The organism is Actinophytocola sp. NPDC049390, from assembly GCF_044466355.1.
Classification (GTDB): Bacteria; Actinomycetota; Actinomycetes; order Mycobacteriales; family Pseudonocardiaceae; genus Actinophytocola.
In genome coordinates this window covers 216,323-234,648 of record NZ_JBITMQ010000015.1, presented here as the reverse complement: position 1 = coordinate 234,648, position 18,326 = coordinate 216,323, and the positions used below count along the sequence as shown (strand labels likewise).

General features: G+C 70.5%; 19 protein-coding genes. 9 read left to right on the top strand and 10 right to left on the bottom strand.

Translation table 11 applies throughout. The features are described 5' to 3' along the window. From ACIBVP_RS35790 to ACIBVP_RS35780, 3 genes are all read left to right on the top strand, one after another. Positions 1–2,430, top strand: a 2,430-nt coding sequence (locus ACIBVP_RS35790; RefSeq protein ID WP_396110891.1) for an ATP-binding protein, incomplete at its 5' end; no start/stop codon positions are given. Continuing rightward, positions 2,427–2,960, top strand: a complete 534-nt coding sequence (locus ACIBVP_RS35785) for a two-component system response regulator (protein WP_396110890.1) — start codon at positions 2,427–2,429, stop codon at positions 2,958–2,960. The genes ACIBVP_RS35790 and ACIBVP_RS35785, both read left to right, overlap by 4 nt. Before the next feature lie 124 nt (positions 2,961–3,084). Further along, complete coding sequence (locus tag ACIBVP_RS35780; protein WP_396110889.1) at positions 3,085–3,453, top strand: STAS domain-containing protein; 369 nt, start codon at positions 3,085–3,087, stop codon at positions 3,451–3,453. Here the strand turns inward: ACIBVP_RS35780 and ACIBVP_RS35775 are convergent. Next, entirely contained in the window at positions 3,417–3,869 is a 453-nt protein-coding gene (locus ACIBVP_RS35775) for an ATP-binding protein (protein ID WP_396110888.1), read from the bottom strand. The genes ACIBVP_RS35780 and ACIBVP_RS35775 overlap by 37 nt on opposite strands. A 41-nt stretch (positions 3,870–3,910) precedes the next feature. Here ACIBVP_RS35775 and ACIBVP_RS35770 point away from each other — a divergent pair, with 41 nt between their 5' ends. Together ACIBVP_RS35770 and ACIBVP_RS35765 are read left to right on the top strand one after the other, a co-directional pair. Further along, positions 3,911–4,564 (top strand): HAD family hydrolase, encoded by a 654-nt coding sequence (locus ACIBVP_RS35770; protein WP_396110887.1) that lies wholly within the window; start codon positions 3,911–3,913, stop codon positions 4,562–4,564. Positions 4,565–4,682: 118 nt separating this feature from the next. After that, positions 4,683–5,174: a DUF6194 family protein gene (locus ACIBVP_RS35765; RefSeq protein WP_396110886.1), complete on the top strand. Its 492-nt coding sequence runs from the start codon at positions 4,683–4,685 to the stop codon at positions 5,172–5,174. Positions 5,175–5,250: 76 nt separating this feature from the next. Here the strand turns inward: ACIBVP_RS35765 and ligD are convergent, their stop codons facing one another. After that, entirely contained in the window at positions 5,251–6,219 is a 969-nt protein-coding gene (ligD, locus tag ACIBVP_RS35760; protein WP_396110885.1) for a non-homologous end-joining DNA ligase, read from the bottom strand. Positions 6,220–6,239: 20 nt separating this feature from the next. Further along, positions 6,240–6,938 carry an endonuclease/exonuclease/phosphatase family protein gene (locus ACIBVP_RS35755; protein ID WP_396110884.1) on the bottom strand — a complete coding sequence of 233 codons (699 nt, stop codon included), beginning with the start codon at positions 6,936–6,938 and terminating at the stop codon, positions 6,240–6,242. 84 nt (positions 6,939–7,022) lie between these two features. Between ACIBVP_RS35755 and ACIBVP_RS35750 the strand changes: the two genes are divergently transcribed. Further along, positions 7,023–7,286, top strand: coding sequence for a GlsB/YeaQ/YmgE family stress response membrane protein (locus tag ACIBVP_RS35750; protein ID WP_396110883.1), 264 nt, complete (start codon positions 7,023–7,025; stop codon positions 7,284–7,286). Positions 7,287–7,290: 4 nt separating this feature from the next. On the opposite strand, the gene ACIBVP_RS35745 is transcribed toward ACIBVP_RS35750, so the two are convergent. The 6 genes from ACIBVP_RS35745 to ACIBVP_RS35720 all read right to left on the bottom strand — a co-directional run bounded on the left by ACIBVP_RS35745 (position 7,291) and on the right by ACIBVP_RS35720 (position 12,254). Next, positions 7,291–8,247 carry a zinc-binding dehydrogenase gene (locus ACIBVP_RS35745; protein WP_396110882.1) on the bottom strand — a complete coding sequence of 319 codons (957 nt, stop codon included), beginning with the start codon at positions 8,245–8,247 and terminating at the stop codon, positions 7,291–7,293. After that, positions 8,244–8,606 carry a hypothetical protein gene (locus tag ACIBVP_RS35740; RefSeq protein ID WP_396110881.1) on the bottom strand — a complete coding sequence of 121 codons (363 nt, stop codon included), beginning with the start codon at positions 8,604–8,606 and terminating at the stop codon, positions 8,244–8,246. The genes ACIBVP_RS35745 and ACIBVP_RS35740 overlap by 4 nt, the downstream gene beginning before the upstream one ends. After that, positions 8,603–9,466 (bottom strand): extradiol ring-cleavage dioxygenase, encoded by an 864-nt coding sequence (locus tag ACIBVP_RS35735; RefSeq protein WP_396110880.1) that lies wholly within the window; start codon positions 9,464–9,466, stop codon positions 8,603–8,605. Before ACIBVP_RS35735 ends, ACIBVP_RS35740 begins: the two co-directional genes overlap by 4 nt. Then, positions 9,459–10,247 carry a citryl-CoA lyase gene (locus tag ACIBVP_RS35730; RefSeq protein ID WP_396110879.1) on the bottom strand — a complete coding sequence of 263 codons (789 nt, stop codon included), beginning with the start codon at positions 10,245–10,247 and terminating at the stop codon, positions 9,459–9,461. Before ACIBVP_RS35730 ends, ACIBVP_RS35735 begins: the two co-directional genes overlap by 8 nt. Beyond that, complete coding sequence (locus ACIBVP_RS35725; protein ID WP_396110878.1) at positions 10,240–11,385, bottom strand: CaiB/BaiF CoA transferase family protein; 1,146 nt, start codon at positions 11,383–11,385, stop codon at positions 10,240–10,242. Before ACIBVP_RS35725 ends, ACIBVP_RS35730 begins: the two co-directional genes overlap by 8 nt. A gap of 65 nt (positions 11,386–11,450) precedes the next feature. After that, a complete protein-coding gene (locus ACIBVP_RS35720; RefSeq protein ID WP_396110877.1) occupies positions 11,451–12,254 on the bottom strand; it encodes an IclR family transcriptional regulator C-terminal domain-containing protein in 804 nt (267 codons plus the stop codon). Between the two features lie 106 nt (positions 12,255–12,360). Between ACIBVP_RS35720 and ACIBVP_RS35715 the strand changes: the two genes are divergently transcribed. After that, positions 12,361–13,788 (top strand): amidohydrolase family protein, encoded by a 1,428-nt coding sequence (locus ACIBVP_RS35715; protein WP_396110876.1) that lies wholly within the window; start codon positions 12,361–12,363, stop codon positions 13,786–13,788. A 1-nt stretch (position 13,789) separates the two neighbouring features. On the opposite strand, the gene ACIBVP_RS35710 is transcribed toward ACIBVP_RS35715, so the two are convergent. Beyond that, the gene (locus tag ACIBVP_RS35710) at positions 13,790–14,713 is read right to left on the bottom strand and encodes an SDR family NAD(P)-dependent oxidoreductase (RefSeq protein WP_396110875.1); all 924 of its coding nucleotides are present in this window, start codon (positions 14,711–14,713) and stop codon (positions 13,790–13,792) included. Positions 14,714–15,010: 297 nt separating this feature from the next. Between ACIBVP_RS35710 and ACIBVP_RS35705 the strand changes: the two genes are divergently transcribed. Together ACIBVP_RS35705 and ACIBVP_RS35700 are read left to right on the top strand one after the other, a co-directional pair. Continuing rightward, positions 15,011–16,738 carry a glycoside hydrolase family 6 protein gene (locus ACIBVP_RS35705; RefSeq protein WP_396110874.1) on the top strand — a complete coding sequence of 576 codons (1,728 nt, stop codon included), beginning with the start codon at positions 15,011–15,013 and terminating at the stop codon, positions 16,736–16,738. 74 nt (positions 16,739–16,812) lie between these two features. Further along, a complete protein-coding gene (locus ACIBVP_RS35700; protein WP_396110873.1) occupies positions 16,813–18,324 on the top strand; it encodes a cellulase family glycosylhydrolase in 1,512 nt (503 codons plus the stop codon). The last annotated feature ends 2 nt before the right edge of the window (positions 18,325–18,326 follow it).

Below are 18,326 nucleotides of genomic sequence, written 5' to 3'. Positions count from 1 at the left end.
GTCACGCGTGTCGCCCGTGAGGTGGGTACCGAGGGCAAGCTGGGTGGTCAGGCGCAGGTCAAGGGTGTCGCGGGCACGTGGCGCGACCTCACCGACAACGTCAACTACATGGCGTCCAACCTGACGAGCCAGGTCCGCAACATCGCCCAGGTCTCGACCGCGGTCGCGCAGGGTGACCTGAAGCAGAAGATCACGGTCGACGCGCAGGGCGAGATCCTGGCGCTGAAGAAGACCATGAACACGATGGTGGACCAGCTGTCGTCGTTCGCCGACGAGGTCACGCGTGTCGCCCGTGAGGTGGGTACCGAGGGCAAGCTGGGTGGTCAGGCGCAGGTCAAGGGTGTCGCGGGCACGTGGCGCGACCTCACCGAGAACGTGAACCAGCTCGCCACCACGCTCACCATCCAGCTGCGTGCCATCGCGGGCGTGTCCACGGCCGTGACCCGCGGTGACCTGACCCAGCAGATCGGCGTGCAGGCCAGCGGCGAGGTCGCGGACCTGAAAGACAACATCAACCAGATGATCGTGACGCTCCGCGAGACCACCGGGGAGAACGCGAACCAGAACTGGCTCGACTCCAACCTCGCCCGCATCGGCGGCCTGCTGCAGGGGCAGCGCGACCTCACCGCCGTCTGCCAGATGATCATGAACGAGGTCGTGCCGCTGGTGAACGGCCAGGCAGGCGCGTTCTACCTCGGCGCGGACGGCGGCGCGCCGGAGTGGCGGCTCGCCGCGTCCTACGGCCTCGGCACCGACGACGTGCAGGTCGGCTTCGGCCACGGCGAGGGCCTCGTCGGGCAGGCCGCGGTGACCAAGCAGCCGATCGTCGTGCGGGACTCGCGGGCGGGCTTCACCCCGATCCGGTCGGGCATGGGCGCGTTCACGCCGTCCGCGCTGGCCGAGGTGCCGGTGCTGGTCGAGGGCGAGCCGGTCGGCGTGCTGGAGATCGCGTCCGTCGGCGACTACTCCGAGCTGCACCTCGCGTTCCTGGAACGGCTCGTGCAGACGGTCGGCGTCGCGATCAACACGATCCGGGCGAACCTGCGCACCGAGGAACTGCTCGGCCAGTCCCAGCGGCTCGCGGCCGAGCTGCAGAACCAGTCGGCGGAGCTCCAGCGCACCAACGCCGAACTCCAGGACAAGGCGGCCCTGCTGTCCGAGCAGAACCGCAACATCGAGATCAAGAACCTGGAGATCGAGGCGGCGCGGCGGCGCGTGGAGGAGAACGCGCAGCAGCTCGCGCTCGCGAGCCAGTACAAGTCCGAGTTCTTCGCGAACATGAGCCACGAGCTGCGCACACCGCTGAACTCGTTGCTGCTGCTGGCCAGGCTGCTCGCCGACAACCCGGAGCGGAACCTGACGCCCAAGCAGATCGAGTTCGCCACCACGATCCACAACGCGGGCACTGACCTGCTCGCGCTCATCGACGACATCCTCGACCTGTCGAAGATCGAGGCCGGCCGGGTGACGATCGAGCCGGGCACCGTGGACCTCGAGGAGGTCGTGGCCGACGCCCGGCGCGCGTTCGCGGCACAGGCCGACGAGAAGGGCCTCACCCTCGAGGTGCGGATCGCGGACGGCACGCCGCCGTCGGTGGTCACCGACGCGCAGCGGCTCGGCCAGATCCTGCGCAACCTGCTGTCCAACGCGGTGAAGTTCACCGAACGCGGCACCGTCACGCTGACCGTGTCGCACAAGGGGAACGACACGGTCGCGTTCTCCGTGCGGGACACCGGGATCGGTATCTCGGACGAGAAGTTCGAGATGATCTTCGAGGCGTTCCAGCAGGCCGACGGCACCACCAGCAGGCGCTACGGCGGCACCGGGCTCGGGCTGTCGATCTCGAAGGAGCTGGCGCGGCTGCTCGGCGGGTCCATCTCCGTCGAGTCCACGCTGGGTGCCGGGTCGACGTTCACGCTGTTCGTGCCGGTGGTCCTGCCGGGCGCCGCGCCGAAGCGGTTCACCCAGCTCGCCGCCACCGAGGACGGGCTGCCCGCGATCGGCACTCCGATCCTGCGGCCGGCCGTCGGGGTGCCCGCGGTCGCGCGTGAGCTGACCGGCGTGACCGTGCTGCTCGTCGACGACGACGTGCGGAACGCGTTCGCGTTGACCAGCGCGCTGGAGCTGCACGGGCTGACCGTGCTGTACGCGGACAACGGCGCCGACGGGATCCGGATGCTCTCCGAGCACCCGGAGGTCGACATCGTCCTGATGGACGCGATGATGCCGAACATGGACGGCAACGAGACGACGCGGCGGATCCGGCAGCTGCCCGCGGGCGCGCAGACACCGGTGGTGTTCCTGACGGCCAAGGCGATGCCGGAGGACCGGGAGGCGAGCCTCGCCGCGGGTGCCGACGACTACGTCACCAAACCGGTGGACCTGGACCAGCTGCTCGAAGTCGTGTCGTCCTGGGCGGTGAGCGCGTGACGGTGTCCGCCAAGGCACTGCTGGTCGACGACCGGCGGGAGAACCTCGTTGCCCTGGAAGCGATCCTGCAGGGCCTCGCCGTGGAGACCGTCGCGGTCACCAGCGGCGAGGAAGCCCTGAAACGGTTGCTGACCGACGACTTCGCGGTGATCCTGCTGGACGCGTCGATGCCGGGCATGGACGGTTTCGAGACCGCGACGCACATCAAGCAGCGCGAACGCACCCGGCACATCCCGATCATCTTCCTGACCGCGCTGAACTACGACGCCCGCCTCGCGTTCCGCGGCTACCAGATCGGCGCGGTCGACTTCATCACCAAGCCGTTCGACCCGTGGGTGCTGCGGTCGAAGGTGGCCGTGTTCATCGAGCTGTGGCTCAAGAGCGCGGAGCTGACCTCACAGGCGGTGGAACGCATCGCCCTGCACGAGGCGCTGTCGAAGGCGCTGTCGTTGATGGGCGCGGAGGACACCGACGGCGCGATGGGCGTGCTGCGCGAGGCACAGGCCCGTTACGCCCGGGTTCGGGTCTGACACCCGAGGCCGCCGTCGGTCGCCGTGGTCCTGACGGTGGCGGACGGTGCGTCGGAGGCCGCCAAGAAGCCGTTCGAGTAGGCCACCACTGTCGTGGTCCCCGTGGGGCGGGCAAGATACGTGCATGTCCAACGCTCCGCTGCCCCCGGGTGACCACTTCGGTGCCACCGTCGACGTCGAGCAGCACGGCCGTGCCGTGGTGCTGCGCGTAGTGGGTGAACTGGATCTGGTCACCACGCCGATCCTCACCGAGGCGAGCACCGAGGCGTTGCGGTCCGGGCCGCCGGTGCTGGTGATCGACCTGTCCGCCGTGACGTTCCTCGCCTCCGTCGGGATGTCGGCCATCGTGGCCGCGCACGAGGAGGGCGGGGACCGCACGTCGGTGCGGGTCGTCGGCGGCAGCCGGGACACCCGCCGGCCGATGCACGTCACCGGCCTGGACAACCTGCTGTCGGTCTACCCGGACCTGCCGTCCGCGCTCGCGGACTCCTGACTCTCCGGCACCCGGCTGCCGCGCAGCACGACCGTGGTGCCGTCGGCGGACCCGTCGACCGAGACCTCCTCCACACAGGCACGCATGAGCCGGATGCCCTGCCCACGCGTGCTCTTCGGGTCGTCGACCGGTGGGCGCCACACCCCGCGGTCCCGCACCGTGAACGTGGCGCGGTGGTCGGTGATCTCGCCGCGCAGCTCGACCGTGCCGGTGCCGGCCGGGTCGCCGGGGCCGACGCCGTAGCCGTGCTCGATGCTGTTGCTGACGGCCTCGTTGATCGCCAGGACCATGTCGTCCAGGTGCGGCGACGACCAGCCGTTGGTTCTCAGCCACGTGCGCACCTTGTCGCGGGCAACGGACGGGGACACCCAGTCGGCGGCGAGCACCAGGTCCAGCGGCGGCGGCACGCTCGCCATTCTCCCAGGTTCGGACGGTTCTGCCCGGCATACTGCCGAACATGGGGTTCGACGCGCTCGTCTTCGACTTCGACGGTCTGCTCATGGACACCGAGACCGCGTCGCTGCGGGTGTGGCAGTACCTGTGGCGCAGGCACGGGCTGGAGCTGGACACGTCGACGTTCTTCGCGCCGCACGGCGGGGACGTGATCGCCGAGCGGTACGCGGCGCTGGCCGCGGCCGTCGGTCCCGCGTTCGACCACGAGGCGAGCCACGCCGCCCGCCTCGCCTACCGCGACCAGGTGCACGCCGCGCTCGAGCTGGCCGACGGCATCGCCCCGTGGCTCGACGAGGCGCGTGACCTGGGTTTACGGGTCGCGGTGGCGAGCAGTTCGCATCGTGACTGGGTCGCCGGGCACCTCGAGCGGATCGGCTTCCTCGACCGTTTCGAACTGCTCGCGTGCGGCGACGACGTGGGCACCGTGAAGCCCGACCCGGCCGTGTACCTGCTGGCGCTGGAGCGGCTCGGCGTGCCTGCCGCGCGGGCGATGGCGTTCGAGGACACGGTCCACGGCGTGGCCGCCGCGAAGGCCGCCGGGATGGCGTGCGTCGCCATCCCGCACCCGCACGCCGACCCCGCCGCGTTCACCGCCGCGGACCGGGTGCTGACCAGTGCGACGGAGATCACGCTCGCGGCGCTGATCGGGCGAGGTTAGGCCGTGCGGGCCGGTCGCCGCCCCGCGGACCGCACCCCCACTTGAGGCTTCGGCGACGACGTTCAGGCCGTTTGCCGGGGAAAGCCCCTCAAAGGAGTTCAATGACAGGGTCGAAGGTATGACCGTCGACGAACTGAAGAAGTACTTCCGCGACACCTTCACGGGCATCCGCATGGACGAGGCCCAGGGCGACACGTTCGTCACCTACGACCCCGACGGCGACCTCCCCGCCGACCGCTGGCTCCCGTTCGCGACGATCGTCACGAGCGACAACCACGAGACGGTGTCCGACCTGAACCACCCGAACACGTACCGCCTCAACATCGGCCTGACCACGAAGACCTACGCGTCCCTCTTCGGCCCGGCCCCAACCACCCGCGACGCCAACGGCATCCTCGACACCGGCCACGACCACGCCACCCGAGACCGCCTCCTACCCCACCCGGTCTACGCCAACCACCACTGGGCCTGCGTGATCAACCCGACCCAAACAACGTTCGACACCGTCCGCCCCCTACTGGCAGACGCCTACGACTTCGCCGTCCGCAAACACAACAACTCCGCGAGTCGCGCGCCAGAACACCGCGAGTCGCGCGCTCGAACACCATGAGTTGTCGGTTTCGTGCATCCCAGCGACCTGCACGAAACGACCAACTCGGTATGTCCGGGCGCGCGACTCGCGGGGTTCAGTTTGGGGGGAGGGTGGTTTGGGTGGGGAGGATGTCGGTGCGGAGGCCTCGCCATGCGGTGTGGCGCAGGCGGCCGTCGGACGTGAACTGGCGGTAGACGACCTGGCCGACGAGGGTGGGTTCCACCCAGCGGGCGTCGCGGGCGCGGTCTGGTGGGACCTCGTTCTCGAACGGGCACGTCGGGCGGGTGAGCGGGGTCAGCAGGTCGAGCATCTCGTCCAGCGCACGTTCGGTGAACCCCGTCCCGACGTCACCCATGTAGTGCAGGCGGCCGCGCTCGTCGTGGCCGCCGAGCAGCAGGGCGCCGACGCGGCCGCCACGGTTGCCCTTGCCCGGCCGCCACCCGCCGATCACGACCTCCCGCGTCTTGATCAGCGGCCGCTTGGTCCAGTCACGGGTGCGGGCGCCGGGGTGGTACCGCGACCGCAGCCGCTTCGCCACCAGGCCCTCCAGCCCCTGCTCCTCGACCACGTCGAGCAGCTCGCGCGGATCGATGTCCTCGGCGGTGAAATGCCGGGGGACCGCGACCCGCTCGCCCGCCACCGGCAGCTCGGCCAACAGCTCCCGTCGTTGCTCGTACGGCGCCGACAGCAACGACGACGAACCCAGCAACAGCAGGTCGAACACGATGTACGTGACCGGCGCGGTCGCCAGTAGCTCCGCGGTCGGGCCGCGCTGGTGGCGGGACTGCATGAGCTGGAAGTCGGGCCTGCCGTCCGCCGCGAGCACCACCAGCTCACCGTCGAACACCGCGGACCGGCCGCCCGTCGCGTCGGCCAGCACGCCACGCAGGTCGGGGTAGGTGTTCGTGATCTCGTTGCCGAGCCTGCTCGTCAGCTTCGTGGTGCCGTCCGGGCCGACGCGCATACAGCAGCGGAACCCGTCCCACTTGGTCTCGTACGCCCACCCACCGCCGACCGGCAGCGGTCCCTCGACCGCCAGCATCGGCGCGACCGGCGCGGGCACACCATCCACAGTGGACGACCCTAACCCGGGAGCGTCAGGTCGGCGACCACACCGGCATGGTCGGACAACCACAGCCCGTCGACCTGCCGGTCACCGACCAGCCGCGCGGACACTACGCCGACACCCGGCCCGGCGAACACGTAGTCGAGCCGGCCCGGCTCCCCGTCCTCCCCGAGCGGCCACGTGACGCCCGGCCCGTCACCGGCGGCCGTCCACGCGTCCCGCAGGTGCGTCGCGAGGTGCCGCACCCCCGCCTCGTCCGGACGCGCGTTGAGGTCACCGGCCACGACCAGCGGCAGCATGCCCGCGTACCGCAGCGTCACCTCCTTCGCCTGCAGCTCCCGCACGTGCGCGGCCTCCGGTTCCCACGGCGTGGTGAGCGTGACGAACAGCAGGTCACGGACCCGCACCGCGAGCGTCCAGTAGTGGAACCCGTCGATGCGCCGCTCCACGTAGTCGACGACCCGGTGTGGCGCCCTGGTCGCGATCGCCGTGCCGCCGAACCGTGCCGCCTCCGGTGGCTGGTCACGCAGCACGTCGGCCTGGTGTGTCACATGGCGCAACCGGGTACGCGCAAGCAGTCGAGCCGTCTGCTCCGGGTGGCGCACCTCCTGGAGTGCCAGCAGGTCGGGCCGCGCCGCCCGCAGCTCACGGTTCAGCAGGTCAAGGCGTCTCGGTTCGCCCACGTCGTGCCGCACGTTCCGCGTCATCACCCGCATCGGGCCTCCCCGCGTCCGTTTGTGCGGCCGGCGTGCCGGGTACTTCCGTGCTCGAGTTGTTGACGAAACCTTGGAGGTTTCCTGATGATCGGCTTCATCGTCGCCGGCCTCATCATCGGCGCGCTGGCGCGCCTGATCAAGCCCGGCAAGCAGAACCTCGGCATCATCGCCACGCTGCTGCTCGGCATCGTCGGCTCGATCATCGGTGGCACGATCGCCAACCTGCTCGGCACCGGTGACATCTGGGAGCTGAACGTGGTCGGCTTCATCGTCGCCGTGATCGCGTCGGTGCTGCTGATCGGCGTCGCGGAGGCCGTCACGGGTTCGCGGCACAAGGTGACTCGCTAGGGACCTACGGCACGACCACCGTCCGCAGGTCCGTCCCGCCCGCGGCGCACCGGGTCCACGCCCCCGGTGCGTGCGCGGGCGGCACCGTCTCGTGGGCGACCGTGAGCGTGCCGTCCGCGACCCGCGCCGCGACCATGCCGACCGCCTCCGCGCGTTGCCCGGCGGTCAGTTCATTGTTCGAGTACCCCATGATCCGCAACGACGTGCCGCGCAGCATCGACGACGTGATCGGGCTCGTCTCACCGGCCAGCCCGCCGAGGTTCACCAGCCGCCCGCCGGTTCTCAGCGCCCGTGCCGCCGCGGCCGCGGGCACCCCGAACACCGGGTCCAGCACGAGGTCCGCCGGGCCGTCGACAGCGGACGCGAACCGCGCGGCGAGTTCGTCGACGTCGTCCGTGTCGAGCGCGACCACCGCGTCCGCACCAGCGGCCCCGGCCCGCGCCCGGCCGGTCGCCGACCGCGCGGCCGCCACCACCCGGCGCGCACCGGCGGCCCGCGCGAGCCGCACACCCACCTGACCGACGACGCCACCCGCGCCGAGCACGATCACCTGTTCGCCCTCGGCCAGCTCACCGCGCCACGTCAACGCCATGTGCGCGGCCACCGCCGACAGCCCGAGCGCCGCCACCAGCACCGGGTCCGCGTCGTCCGGCAACGCCACGATGTCGGCCTCCGGCACCGCGACCACCGACGCCATCGACCCGTCACCCGGCTTCATGCCCGCGGTGGTGGGGAACCACACCGCGCGACCGCCGACCGTGCCGACGCCCTGCACGCCCGGCACGTACGGGGTCGCGGGCACACCGAAGTACGAGGTGCCCGACGCGCACAGGAGGTCGAGCGGGGTGATCGGTGCCGCCGTGACCTCGACCAGCACCTCGCCGGGACCGGCCGCCGGCGGTGCCCACTCGACCAGCTTCGGCGGCGCTCCGGGGGAGTGCAGCGACAGCGCCCAGCTCATGTCGTGATGTCCGGGTAGGGCAGCGACATGTGCGCGAGCCTGCGCCCGTACTCCTTCTGGAACTCCAGCGGTTCGGAGTTGTCCCGCTCGAACATCGCGATGTACAGCGTGAGCGTGAGGAACGGGTGCGCGCCCAGCTCGAACAGCTTCGGGTAGTCGTGAGTGGACAGTGCGGTGCGCTCGTCGTCGGCGAACGTCAACCACGTCGACGCCTCGCCGGTGTGGCAGGAGAGGATCCGGTTGGCCTCGTTGGCCTCCCACCACTCGACCGTCCCCTGTGGATCGTCGCGGTACCGCTCGACCAGCGCCGGGTCGCGGTCGACGGTGAACAGGAACTTGTTCAACAGGTACTTGCTCACGCCGGCGCTCCCTTCGGGTACCACGTGAAGTAGGCCTCCATCGTGTGGAACAGGTCGTAGGTGTCCACGTAGTCGGCCTTCTGACCCTCGCCCGCGACACCCATCATCAGCATGAAGTCCATGAACCCGTGCGTGGCGTTGCCCGGCAGGTGCAGCGAGTCGAGTGTGACGTCGGCGCAGCAGCCCTCGATGTCGCCGGTCGAGATCCACTCGACGGCCTTGCGGTCGAACTCGGGGTCCGGTCCGTGCGGCCCGAACTGGCGCGGACCGCCCAGCTCCAGCGACAGGTGGCCGGTCCCGATCACCGCGACCCGCTGGTCCGACGGCCAGGACTCGACGAGCTGCCGGATCGTCCGGCCCAGTTGGACGAACCGTTTCGGCTGCGGCAGCGGCGGCGCGAAGATGTTGGTGTAGATCGGCACGATCGGCAGGTCGTTCTGGGGCCGCAACGTGATGATCGGGCAGGTGATCGAGTGGTCGATCCGCAGCTCGTTGGAGAACGCGAGGTCGAAGCCCGCGTCGAGACCCTCGCGCAGCACGTACGACGACAGGTCCTCCTGGCCCTTCACCACCATGCGCGGCAGGCCGAACTCGCGTTCCTCGTTGTACCAGTTGGCGTCGTAGAACGGGGCCTTGCCGACGAGGAACTGCGGCATGTTGTCCAGCCACAGCTGGTGGAAGTGGTCCGAGCCGACCATCACCAACACGTCCGGCCGTGCCTTCGTGAGCGTCTCCCGGAACGCCTCGACCTTGCGGACCCACTCGTCGGCGAACGGCGGCCGGTCCTCGCCGGTGGCGGTGCTGGCACGGTAGTAGAACGGGTGGTGTGTGGACGCGATGACCGCGACCAGCTCAGCCATGGGTTCCTCCTGGCGGTACCGACACGTTGTTGAGGTCGACGGAAAGGAAGATCTCGTTGGCGACGGGGTTGCGGAGTTCCTCGGCGAGATGACCGATGAGCCCGGCGGTCCGCGCCAGCAACGCGAAGCCCCGCAACAGTTCCATCGGCAGCCCGAGGTCGGCGAGCGCGGCGCCGCACACGCCGGCTCCGTTGAGCGGCAACGTCTTTCCGAGTACCCGGGGGTGCACCCGTCCGATGGCGGCGAACAGCTTCAGGTGCGGGCCTTCGAGGTTCTCCTCGTGGGCGATCTGGAACAGGCGGGGTGTGCGCGGGTCGCCGTCCTTGTGCACGTGGTGTCCGAGCCCGGGGATGAACCGCTTCGCTTCCCGTTGCGCTGCAACGACTTCCAGCGCGATGGCATCCCAGCCGTCGTCGTCGGCGGGAAGCTGACGCCCGTCGAGTCGCGCGTGCAGGAACCGCCCGCAGTCCTCGGTGACGCCCAGGAACCGTGACCCGCCGCCGAGCAGCCCGGCCGCGAGCGCACCCTGCACGGAGTCGGGCGCGGACAGGTACGTCAGCCGTGCCGTGATCGCGGTGGGCGTGAACCCGTGGTCGGCGAGTGCGGCCAGCACGGCCTCGAACACCCGCGTCTCACCCTTCGACGGGCGGCGCTGGGTGGCGAGCCAGAACGCCAGCTCCCCGAAACCGACCTCGCCCATGACGTCGCGGGCGAGGTCGTGACCGAGGAGCGTGATCGTGTCGCGGGTGGACGCGCCGAGCGCGGTCGGGTACTCAGCCATGCCGTTCTCCCAGCCACTTCCGGATCTCGTCGCCGTGCTCGTCCAGCTCCGGCGGCGGCAGCGCGTAGCCGGCCGGGGTGGCCGAGAACCGGATCGGGTGCCGCGTGGTCGGCACCGCACGGTCGCCCTCGCCGACCGTGACGACCGGGTCCAGCCCGAACCGCTCGGCCATCGCGAACCCGCCGTCGATCGTGTTGATCGGCCCGCACGGCACCCCCGCGGCGACGAGCAGGTCGAACCACTCGACCGCGCCCTTCGTGGCGAGCCGTTCGACCAGCAGCGGCCGCAGCTCCTCCCGGTTGGCGGTGCGGTCGGCGTTGCGGGCGAAGCGCGGGTCGTCGGCGACGCCGGGGATGCCGAGCACCTCGCACAGCTTCCGGAACTGCCCGTCGTTGGCGGCGGAGACGATCAGGTCGTTGTCCGCGGTGGGCAGCGGCTCGTAGGGGAAGACGCTGGGGTGCGCGTTGCCCATCCGGTAGGGCACGACGTCACCCGCGACGTACGCCGAGCTGTGGTTGACCAGGCCGGTGAGCGCGGAGGAGAGGAGGTTGACCTCGACCTGCTGGCCTTCTCCGGTGGCGTCCCGGTGTCGCAGGGCCGCGAGGATGCCGATGACGGCGTGGTTGCCCGCCATCACGTCGAACACGGAGATGCCCGCGCGGTAGGGCGGGCCGCCGGGGTCACCGGTGAGGCTCATCAGCCCGGAGATCGCCTGGACCATCAGGTCGTAGCCGGGGACGTGGGCGCCGTCGCCGGACCCGAACCCGGTGATCGAGGCGTAGACGACGCCGGGGTTGGTCGCGCGGACGTCGTCGTAGCCGAGCCCGAACCGCGCCATCCCGCCGGGCTTGAAGTTCTCGATCAGGACGTCCGCCCGGCTGGCCAGCTCCCGCGCCGCCTGGGCGTCACCCTCGTCGCGCAGGTCGAGCGCGATCGACCGCTTTCCCCGGTTGATGCCGAGGTAGTAGGTCGACACGCCGTCCCGCACGGGTGGCATCCAGGTGCGGGTGTCGTCGCCTCCCGGTCCCTCGACCTTGATCACCTCGGCACCCATGTCCGCCATCAGCATCGTGGCGTAGGGCCCGGCGAGGATCCGGGAGAAGTCGGCGACCAACACCCCGTCAAGGGGCCCGTCCATAAGCCTCCGTCCGTATCGCGGACAACTGTCCGCATCCTCGGCCGGATGCCCGCCCGCTGTCAACCTCAGGGCGTCGCCGACGTCGCCGGGACTGCCGCGACGCGTGCGAAGTCGGCGCTGATCTCGCCCGCCGCCGTCAGCAGCAGCGGCAGGTGGTGCCCCAGCAGGTGGTCCACCGACGTCTCCGCCGCGTGCGTGTTCACGTTGAGCGCTCCGACGACCCGGCCGCCGCCGTCCCGCAGCGGCGCCGCGACCGAGCGGATGCCCAGCGCGAGCTGCTGGTCGGTCAGCGCCCACCCGCGCGCCCGCACCTCCCTCAGCACCGCGTCCCGCTCCACCCGGTCGGGCTGCCAGCGCGGCGTCAGCCCCGACCGCGTCGGCTCGGCCAGCACCGCGTCGACCTCGGCCGGGTCGAGCGCGGCCAGCAGCACCTTCCCCAGCGACGTCGGCAGCGCCGGGAACCGCGTGCCGATCTGCACCGCCAGCGCCACGATCTTCGGCACCGCCACCCGTGCCACGTACACGATGTCCGACCCGTCGAGCTGCGCGACCGAACACGACTCGCCCGTCGCCGCCGACAGCGCCTCCATGTGCGGCCGCGCGATGTCCCACAGCCCCTGCGACCGCACGTACGCGACCCCCAGGTCCAGCACCCTCGGCGTCAGCGTGAACCCCGGCCCCTCCGCGCGCACATAACCCAGCTCACTGAGCGTGAGCAGGATCCGGCGCGCCGTCGGCCGTGCGAGCCTCGTCGCCGCGGCGACCTCGGCCAGGGTCATCGCGGGCCTGCCCGGCTCGAACGCGGTGATGACCTCGAGCCCGCGCGCGAGCGCCTCGATGAAGTCCGGTCCGGCGCCTTCGCGCGGCATGGCGGCTCCTCACGGTGACGGGCATTGACTTCCCATGCGATGCGGGATCAGAGTAACCCCCACAACCAGCCGCCATACGGACATGTGTCCGACAAGGGAGTCCCCGATGAACGAGTACAGCGCCGTGCTCCTGCGCGGCGGCACCGTGCTGCCGATGGACGAGACCCGCTCGGTGCTGACGGACACGGACGTGCTGGTGGTCGGCGACCGTGTCGCGGCGGTCGGCGGGAACCTGGTCGCGCCCGACGGCGCGCTGGAGATCGACGCGACCGACGGCATCGTGATGCCCGGCATGATCGACACCCACCGGCACATGTGGCAGACCGCGATGCGCGGCTACGGCGCCGACTGGACGCTGACGCAGTACTTCGTCTGGTACTACCTCGACCACGGCAAGCTCTTCCGCCCCGAGGACGTCCACGCGGGCAACACCCTCGCGGCGATCGAGGCGCTCGACGCCGGGGTGACGACGGTCGTCGACTGGTCGCACGGCCTGCGGACCGTCGACCACGCCGACGCCGCGGTCGACGCCCTCGAAGCGATCCCGGGCAGGCACGTCCTGGCGTACGGCAACATCCAGCAGCCTCCCGCGCAGTGGTCGGGCACACCGGAGTTCCGCGACTTCGTGCGCCGCCGCATCACCGGCGACGACCTCCTGGGCTTCCAGATGGCGTTCGACGTGACGGGCGACCCGGCGTTCCCGGAGAAGGCGGCGTTCGAGGTGGCGCGGGAGCTGGGGGTCGCCGTCACCACGCACGCCGGTGTCTGGGGCGCGACCAGCGACGACGGCATCCGCCTCATGCACGAACACGGCTTCATGACCGACCGGACCGTCTACGTCCACGCCGCGTCGCTCCGCGCCGACTCCTACCACCGCATCGCGGCCACCGGCGGCTCGGTCTCCGTGTCGACCGAGAGCGAACAGAGCGCGGGCCAGGGCTACCCGCCCACGTGGGCGATCCGCGCGCACGGCATCCCGGTCTCGCTGTCCATGGACACGAGCGTGTGGTGGAGCGGTGACCTGTTCTCCGCGATGCGCACGACGCTCGGCGCCGACCGCTCCCGCGAACACCTCGCGGCACACGCCCAGAACGAGACGGTCACCCACTGCACCCTCCGTGCCGACCAGGTCGTGGAGTGGGCGACGCGCGGCGGCGCCCACGCCCTGGGCAGGTCCGACCTCGGCCGCCTCGAACCGGGCCGGAAGGCGGACGTGGTCCTGATCAAGAACGACGACTCACCGGTGTCGTTCCCGCTGCTGAACCCGTACGGCCACGTGGCGTTCCAGGCGCAGCGCGGCGACGTGCACACCGTGCTGGTCAACGGCCGCGTGGTGAAGAAGGACAACAAGCTCGTCGGCATCGACCTCGCCGCGGCCCGCAGGGCCGTGGAGTCCACAGTGGACCACCTGCGCGGCGCGATGGGCGAGGACGCGTGGCGGCAGGGCATGAACCCGGACATCCCGGAGACCAAGGTGCTCGACAACCCGTACACGTACACGGACTACCGCAGCACGGCGACGCACAGCCGCTAGCTCACGGCGTGAGGCCGACCGCGGTGGCGCACCAGTCGAGCATGGCCTGGCTGTCGGCGTCGGAGTGCCGGGTCCACGGCACGAGGTGTGGGCTCCGGGGCCGCCGGTCGTGCCAGAACAACCCGGAGGCGGGCGCGGGCCGGGTCGCGCCGAGCCACACGGTGGTGTCGGCGCCCTGGTCGGCGTCCCGCAGGAACGGTTTCGTCAACCGGTGGAACCCGGGCAGCGACCCGGCCACCCCGGGCGTGTCGGCCCACCCGGGATGCATGGCGGTGACGGTCGTGCCGGGCCAGCGCCGCGCGAGCAGCGGGACGAGCGCGACCTGGATCCGTTTGGTGCGCGCGTAGGCGGCGGCCCCGCGGTACTCGCCCCGGGTGTACCCGGGGTCGTCGAGCGGCAGCTTCTGGGCGTACATCCCGCCGGAGGACACGAAGATCACGCGCTCGAGCGGCTGGAGCAGCTCGGTCATCAGCAACGGCCCGAGCACGTGGGTGGCGAGCGCGATCTCGTGACCCTGCGGTGTCGTCCTGCGCGAGGCGGGTAGCACCCCCGCGTTGTGCACGAGCACGTCGACGGCCCCGGCGCTCTCCGTGAAGCGTCGCACGTCGTCCACATCGGACACGTCACACCGCGACAGGCGCACGTCCCCGCCGATGTCGTCGGCCACCCGCCGCCCCTTGGCGAGGTCCCGCACGACGAGGTGCACGGCGGCGCCGAGCCGGGCGAACGCGGCGGCCGTGGCCACCCCGAGCCCGGAGCTCGCACCGGTCACGACCACGGTCCTGCCGGCGAGCGCGCCGGGCGCGGGATCGGCGGGCCATCCGGGCAACCGCCGTCGTACCGCGAGCCCGAAGCGCGTGTACCCGCCGACGACGGAGCGATCGAGCCCGTGGTCGGCCCACCTCCCGAGAACCTCCCGATTCACCATCACGACCGTGGTTCGGTGCCCGCCGTCCGGTGGATTGGTACGCGTCGAGCGGGCCTCTCGACGCCGATGATCTTGGGAGCGCTCCCAGTCGAAACGTGCGGCAACGTGCCTCCGTTGGCGCGCGCATGCGGCTGTCACGGTCGTCCGTAAGCGCGTTCAGCACGGAAAGCCCTGAACAGGCAACTGAACAGTTCATCAAGAGTGAGCCTCTGTACACACCCCGTTAACACAGCTAGACTCCAAAAAACTGGGAGCGCTCCCAGAAAATCGCTCGGCGTTGAGCGGAGGATCCGGATGAGATTCAGACCCACGATCGGGACGCGGAGGCGTGCGGCCGCCAGTCTGGCGGCTGTGGCGGCGATGTTGACGTCCCTCATAACCCTCAGTGCCCCGTCCGCCAGTGCGGCGGTGGGCTGTCGTGTCGACTACACCGTGAACGACTGGGGCGGTGGCTTCACCGCCACGGTCCGCATCAACAACCTCGGTGACGCGCTCAGCGGGTGGACCCTGGGGTTCGCCTACGCGGGCAACCAGCAGGTCACCGCCCCCGGCTGGAGCGCCAACTGGTCGCAGTCCGGCCAGCAGGTCACCGCCACCAACCTGAGTTGGAACGCGAACCTCGCGACCGGCGGCTCGACCGAGATCGGGTTCAACGGCACCTACTCGGGCACGAACGCCGCCCCGACGTCCTTCTCGCTGAACGGCACCACGTGCACCGGCACGACGGACCCCGACCCCGACCCGGATCCCGATCCGGACCCGGGTGACCGCGTCGACAACCCCTACGTCGGCGCGAAGGTGTACGTGAACCCGGACTGGTCGGCCCGGGCCGCCGCCGAATCGGGTGGCAGCCGGATCGCGAACCAGCCGACCGGTGTGTGGCTGGACCGCATCGCGGCCATCAACGGCACGGCCACCGGCAGGGGACTCGTCGCACACCTGGACGAGGCGGTGCGGCAGGCCGCGGGTGAACCGCTGGTGATCCAGTTGGTGATCTACAACCTGCCCGGCCGCGACTGCTCGGCACTCGCGTCCAACGGTGAGCTGGGTGCGACCGAACTGCCCAGGTACAAGAGCGAGTACATCGACCCGATCGCGGCGATCCTCGCCCGGCCGGAGTACGCCGACCTGCGGATCGTCACGGTCATCGAGATCGACTCGCTGCCGAACCTGATCACCAACGTGTCGCCGCGGCCGACGGCCGTCCCGATGTGCGACACGATGAAGGCCAACGGCAACTACGTCAACGGCGTCGGCTACGCGCTGGCCGAGCTCGGCGCGGTGCCCAACGTCTACAACTACGTCGACGCGGGCCACCACGGCTGGCTCGGCTGGGACGACAACTTCAACGCCACGGTGCAGATCATGTGCCAGGCCGCGAACGCGTCCGGCGCCACCCCGTCGAACGTGCACGGGTTCATCGCCAACACCGCCAACTACTCCGCGCTCAAGGAGCCGTTCTTCACCGCGAACACGGTGGTGGGCGGTCGTCCACTGCGTGAGGTCGCGGGCGGCTGGGTCGACTGGAACCGGTACGTCGACGAGCTGGGCTACGCGCAGGCGTTCCGTCAGGAGGCCGACTCCCAGTGCTTCGACTCCGGGGTGGGCATGCTGATCGACACCTCGCGCAACGGCTGGGGCGGCGCGGCCCGGCCGACGCAGGCGAGCACGTCGACCGATCCGGTCACGTTCATGGACGAGTCGCGGATCGACCGCCGCATCCACCTCGGCAACTGGTGCAACCAGTCCGGTGCCGGGCTGGGTGAGCGGCCGACGGCGGCCCCGGAGCCGGGCATCGACGCCTACGTCTGGATCAAGCCGCCGGGTGAGTCCGACGGTGCCAGCGAGGAGATCCCGAACGACGAGGGCAAGGGCTTCGACCGGATGTGCGACCCGACGTACACCGGCAACCCGCGCAACAACAACAACATGTCCGGCGCGCTCGGCGACGCACCGCTGTCCGGGCACTGGTTCTCCGCCCAGTTCCAGGAACTGATGCGGAACGCCTACCCGCCGCTGTGACACACCCCGGGTGCCGCCCTTCTCCCAGCGAAGGGCGGCACCCGGTCCCCGCGCACCCTGAGGACACCCCTGCCATGAGACGACGCAACGTCGCGTTCACCCTGGTCCCCGCACTGTTACTGGCCTTGCTCGTGCCGTTGGTCCACACCGCACCCGCCTCGGCGGCCGGCGCGGGCTACTGGCACACCAACGGCAGGCAGCTGCTCGACTCGAACAACCAGCCGGTACGGATGACCGGCATCAACTGGTTCGGTCTGGAGACGGCGAACTACGCGCCGCACGGCCTGTGGTCCCGCGGCTACAAGGACATGCTCGACCAGATGAAGAGCCTGAAGTACAACACGCTGCGGCTCCCGTTCTCCAGCCAGCTCTTCGACGCCGGCTCCACGCCGACCAGCATCCGCTACGACCTCAATCCCGACCTGCAGGGGCTGTCCGGCCTGCAGATCATGGACCGGATCATCGACTACGCCGGGCAGATCGGCATGAAGGTGCTGCTGGACCGGCACCGGCCGGACTCCGGCGCGCAGTCCGCGCTCTGGTACACCAGCGCCTATCCGGAGAGCCGGTGGATCAGCGACTGGCGCATGCTCGCGCAGCGCTACCTCGGCAACACCACGGTGATCGGCGCCGACCTGCACAACGAACCGCACGGCATCCAGGGCGGTGGTGGCGCGAACTGGGGGAGCGGCGACCAGGCCACCGACTGGCGCCTCGCCGCCGAACGGGCGGGCAACGCGATCCTGGCGGTGAACCCGAACTGGCTGATCGTCGTCGAGGGCGTCAGCGAGTACAACGGCGACGGCTACTGGTGGGGCGGCAACCTGCAGGGCGCGGCGACCGCACCGGTGCGGCTCAACGTCGCGAACCGGCTCGTCTACTCCGCACACGACTACGCGACCTCGGTCTTCCCACAGGACTGGTTCTCCGACCCGGCGTTCCCGAACAACATGGCGGCGATCTGGGACAAGAACTGGGGCTACCTGTTCAAGAACAACGTGGCACCGGTGCTGCTCGGTGAGTTCGGCACCACCCTCGCCGACCCGCGTGACCAGACGTGGCTGCGGACGCTGATGGCCTACCTCGGCACCGGCACGGACGCGATCAGCTTCACGTTCTGGTCGTGGAACCCGAACTCCGGCGACACGGGCGGGATCCTCAACGACGACTGGACCACGGTCAACACCACCAAACAGGCCTACCTGGACCCGTACCTCATCGCGCCGGACGGCGGCGGCAACCCGGATCCGGACCCGGAACCGGAGACCTCCTGCCGGGTCACGTACGCCGTGAACGACTGGGGCACGGGCTTCACCGCGTCGCTGTCGATCGCGAACACCGGGACGGCGGCGCTCAACGGGTGGACGCTGTCGTTCACGTTCGCGGGCGACCAGCGCGTCACGAACGGCTGGAGCGCCACCTGGACCCAGTCCGGCGCGACGGTCACGGCCACCAACGCCGACCACAACCGGCTGATCGCCGCGGGCGCGTCGGCCACCGGGATCGGCTTCAACGCGAGCTACACCGGCACCAACGCCAGACCGTCGGCCTTCACCGTCAACGGCACGGCGTGCACGGTCGCGTGAGG

Bases quoted from the DNA above. Each gene is read 5' to 3' on its own strand.
- ACIBVP_RS35780 (WP_396110889.1), top strand. From the start codon at position 3,085: ATGTCCAACGCTCCGCTGCCCCCGGGTGACCACTTCGGTGCCACCGTC.
- ACIBVP_RS35775 (WP_396110888.1), bottom strand. From the start codon at position 3,869: ATGGCGAGCGTGCCGCCGCCGCTGGACCTGGTGCTCGCCGCCGACTGG.
- ACIBVP_RS35770 (WP_396110887.1), top strand. From the start codon at position 3,911: ATGGGGTTCGACGCGCTCGTCTTCGACTTCGACGGTCTGCTCATGGAC.
- ACIBVP_RS35765 (WP_396110886.1), top strand. From the start codon at position 4,683: ATGACCGTCGACGAACTGAAGAAGTACTTCCGCGACACCTTCACGGGC.
- ACIBVP_RS35755 (WP_396110884.1), bottom strand. From the start codon at position 6,938: ATGCGGGTGATGACGCGGAACGTGCGGCACGACGTGGGCGAACCGAGA.
- ACIBVP_RS35750 (WP_396110883.1), top strand. From the start codon at position 7,023: ATGATCGGCTTCATCGTCGCCGGCCTCATCATCGGCGCGCTGGCGCGC.
- ACIBVP_RS35745 (WP_396110882.1), bottom strand. From the start codon at position 8,247: ATGAGCTGGGCGCTGTCGCTGCACTCCCCCGGAGCGCCGCCGAAGCTG.
- ACIBVP_RS35735 (WP_396110880.1), bottom strand. From the start codon at position 9,466: ATGGCTGAGCTGGTCGCGGTCATCGCGTCCACACACCACCCGTTCTAC.
- ACIBVP_RS35730 (WP_396110879.1), bottom strand. From the start codon at position 10,247: ATGGCTGAGTACCCGACCGCGCTCGGCGCGTCCACCCGCGACACGATC.
- ACIBVP_RS35725 (WP_396110878.1), bottom strand. From the start codon at position 11,385: ATGGACGGGCCCCTTGACGGGGTGTTGGTCGCCGACTTCTCCCGGATC.
- ACIBVP_RS35720 (WP_396110877.1), bottom strand. From the start codon at position 12,254: ATGCCGCGCGAAGGCGCCGGACCGGACTTCATCGAGGCGCTCGCGCGC.
- ACIBVP_RS35715 (WP_396110876.1), top strand. From the start codon at position 12,361: ATGAACGAGTACAGCGCCGTGCTCCTGCGCGGCGGCACCGTGCTGCCG.
- ACIBVP_RS35705 (WP_396110874.1), top strand. From the start codon at position 15,011: ATGAGATTCAGACCCACGATCGGGACGCGGAGGCGTGCGGCCGCCAGT.
- ACIBVP_RS35700 (WP_396110873.1), top strand. From the start codon at position 16,813: ATGAGACGACGCAACGTCGCGTTCACCCTGGTCCCCGCACTGTTACTG.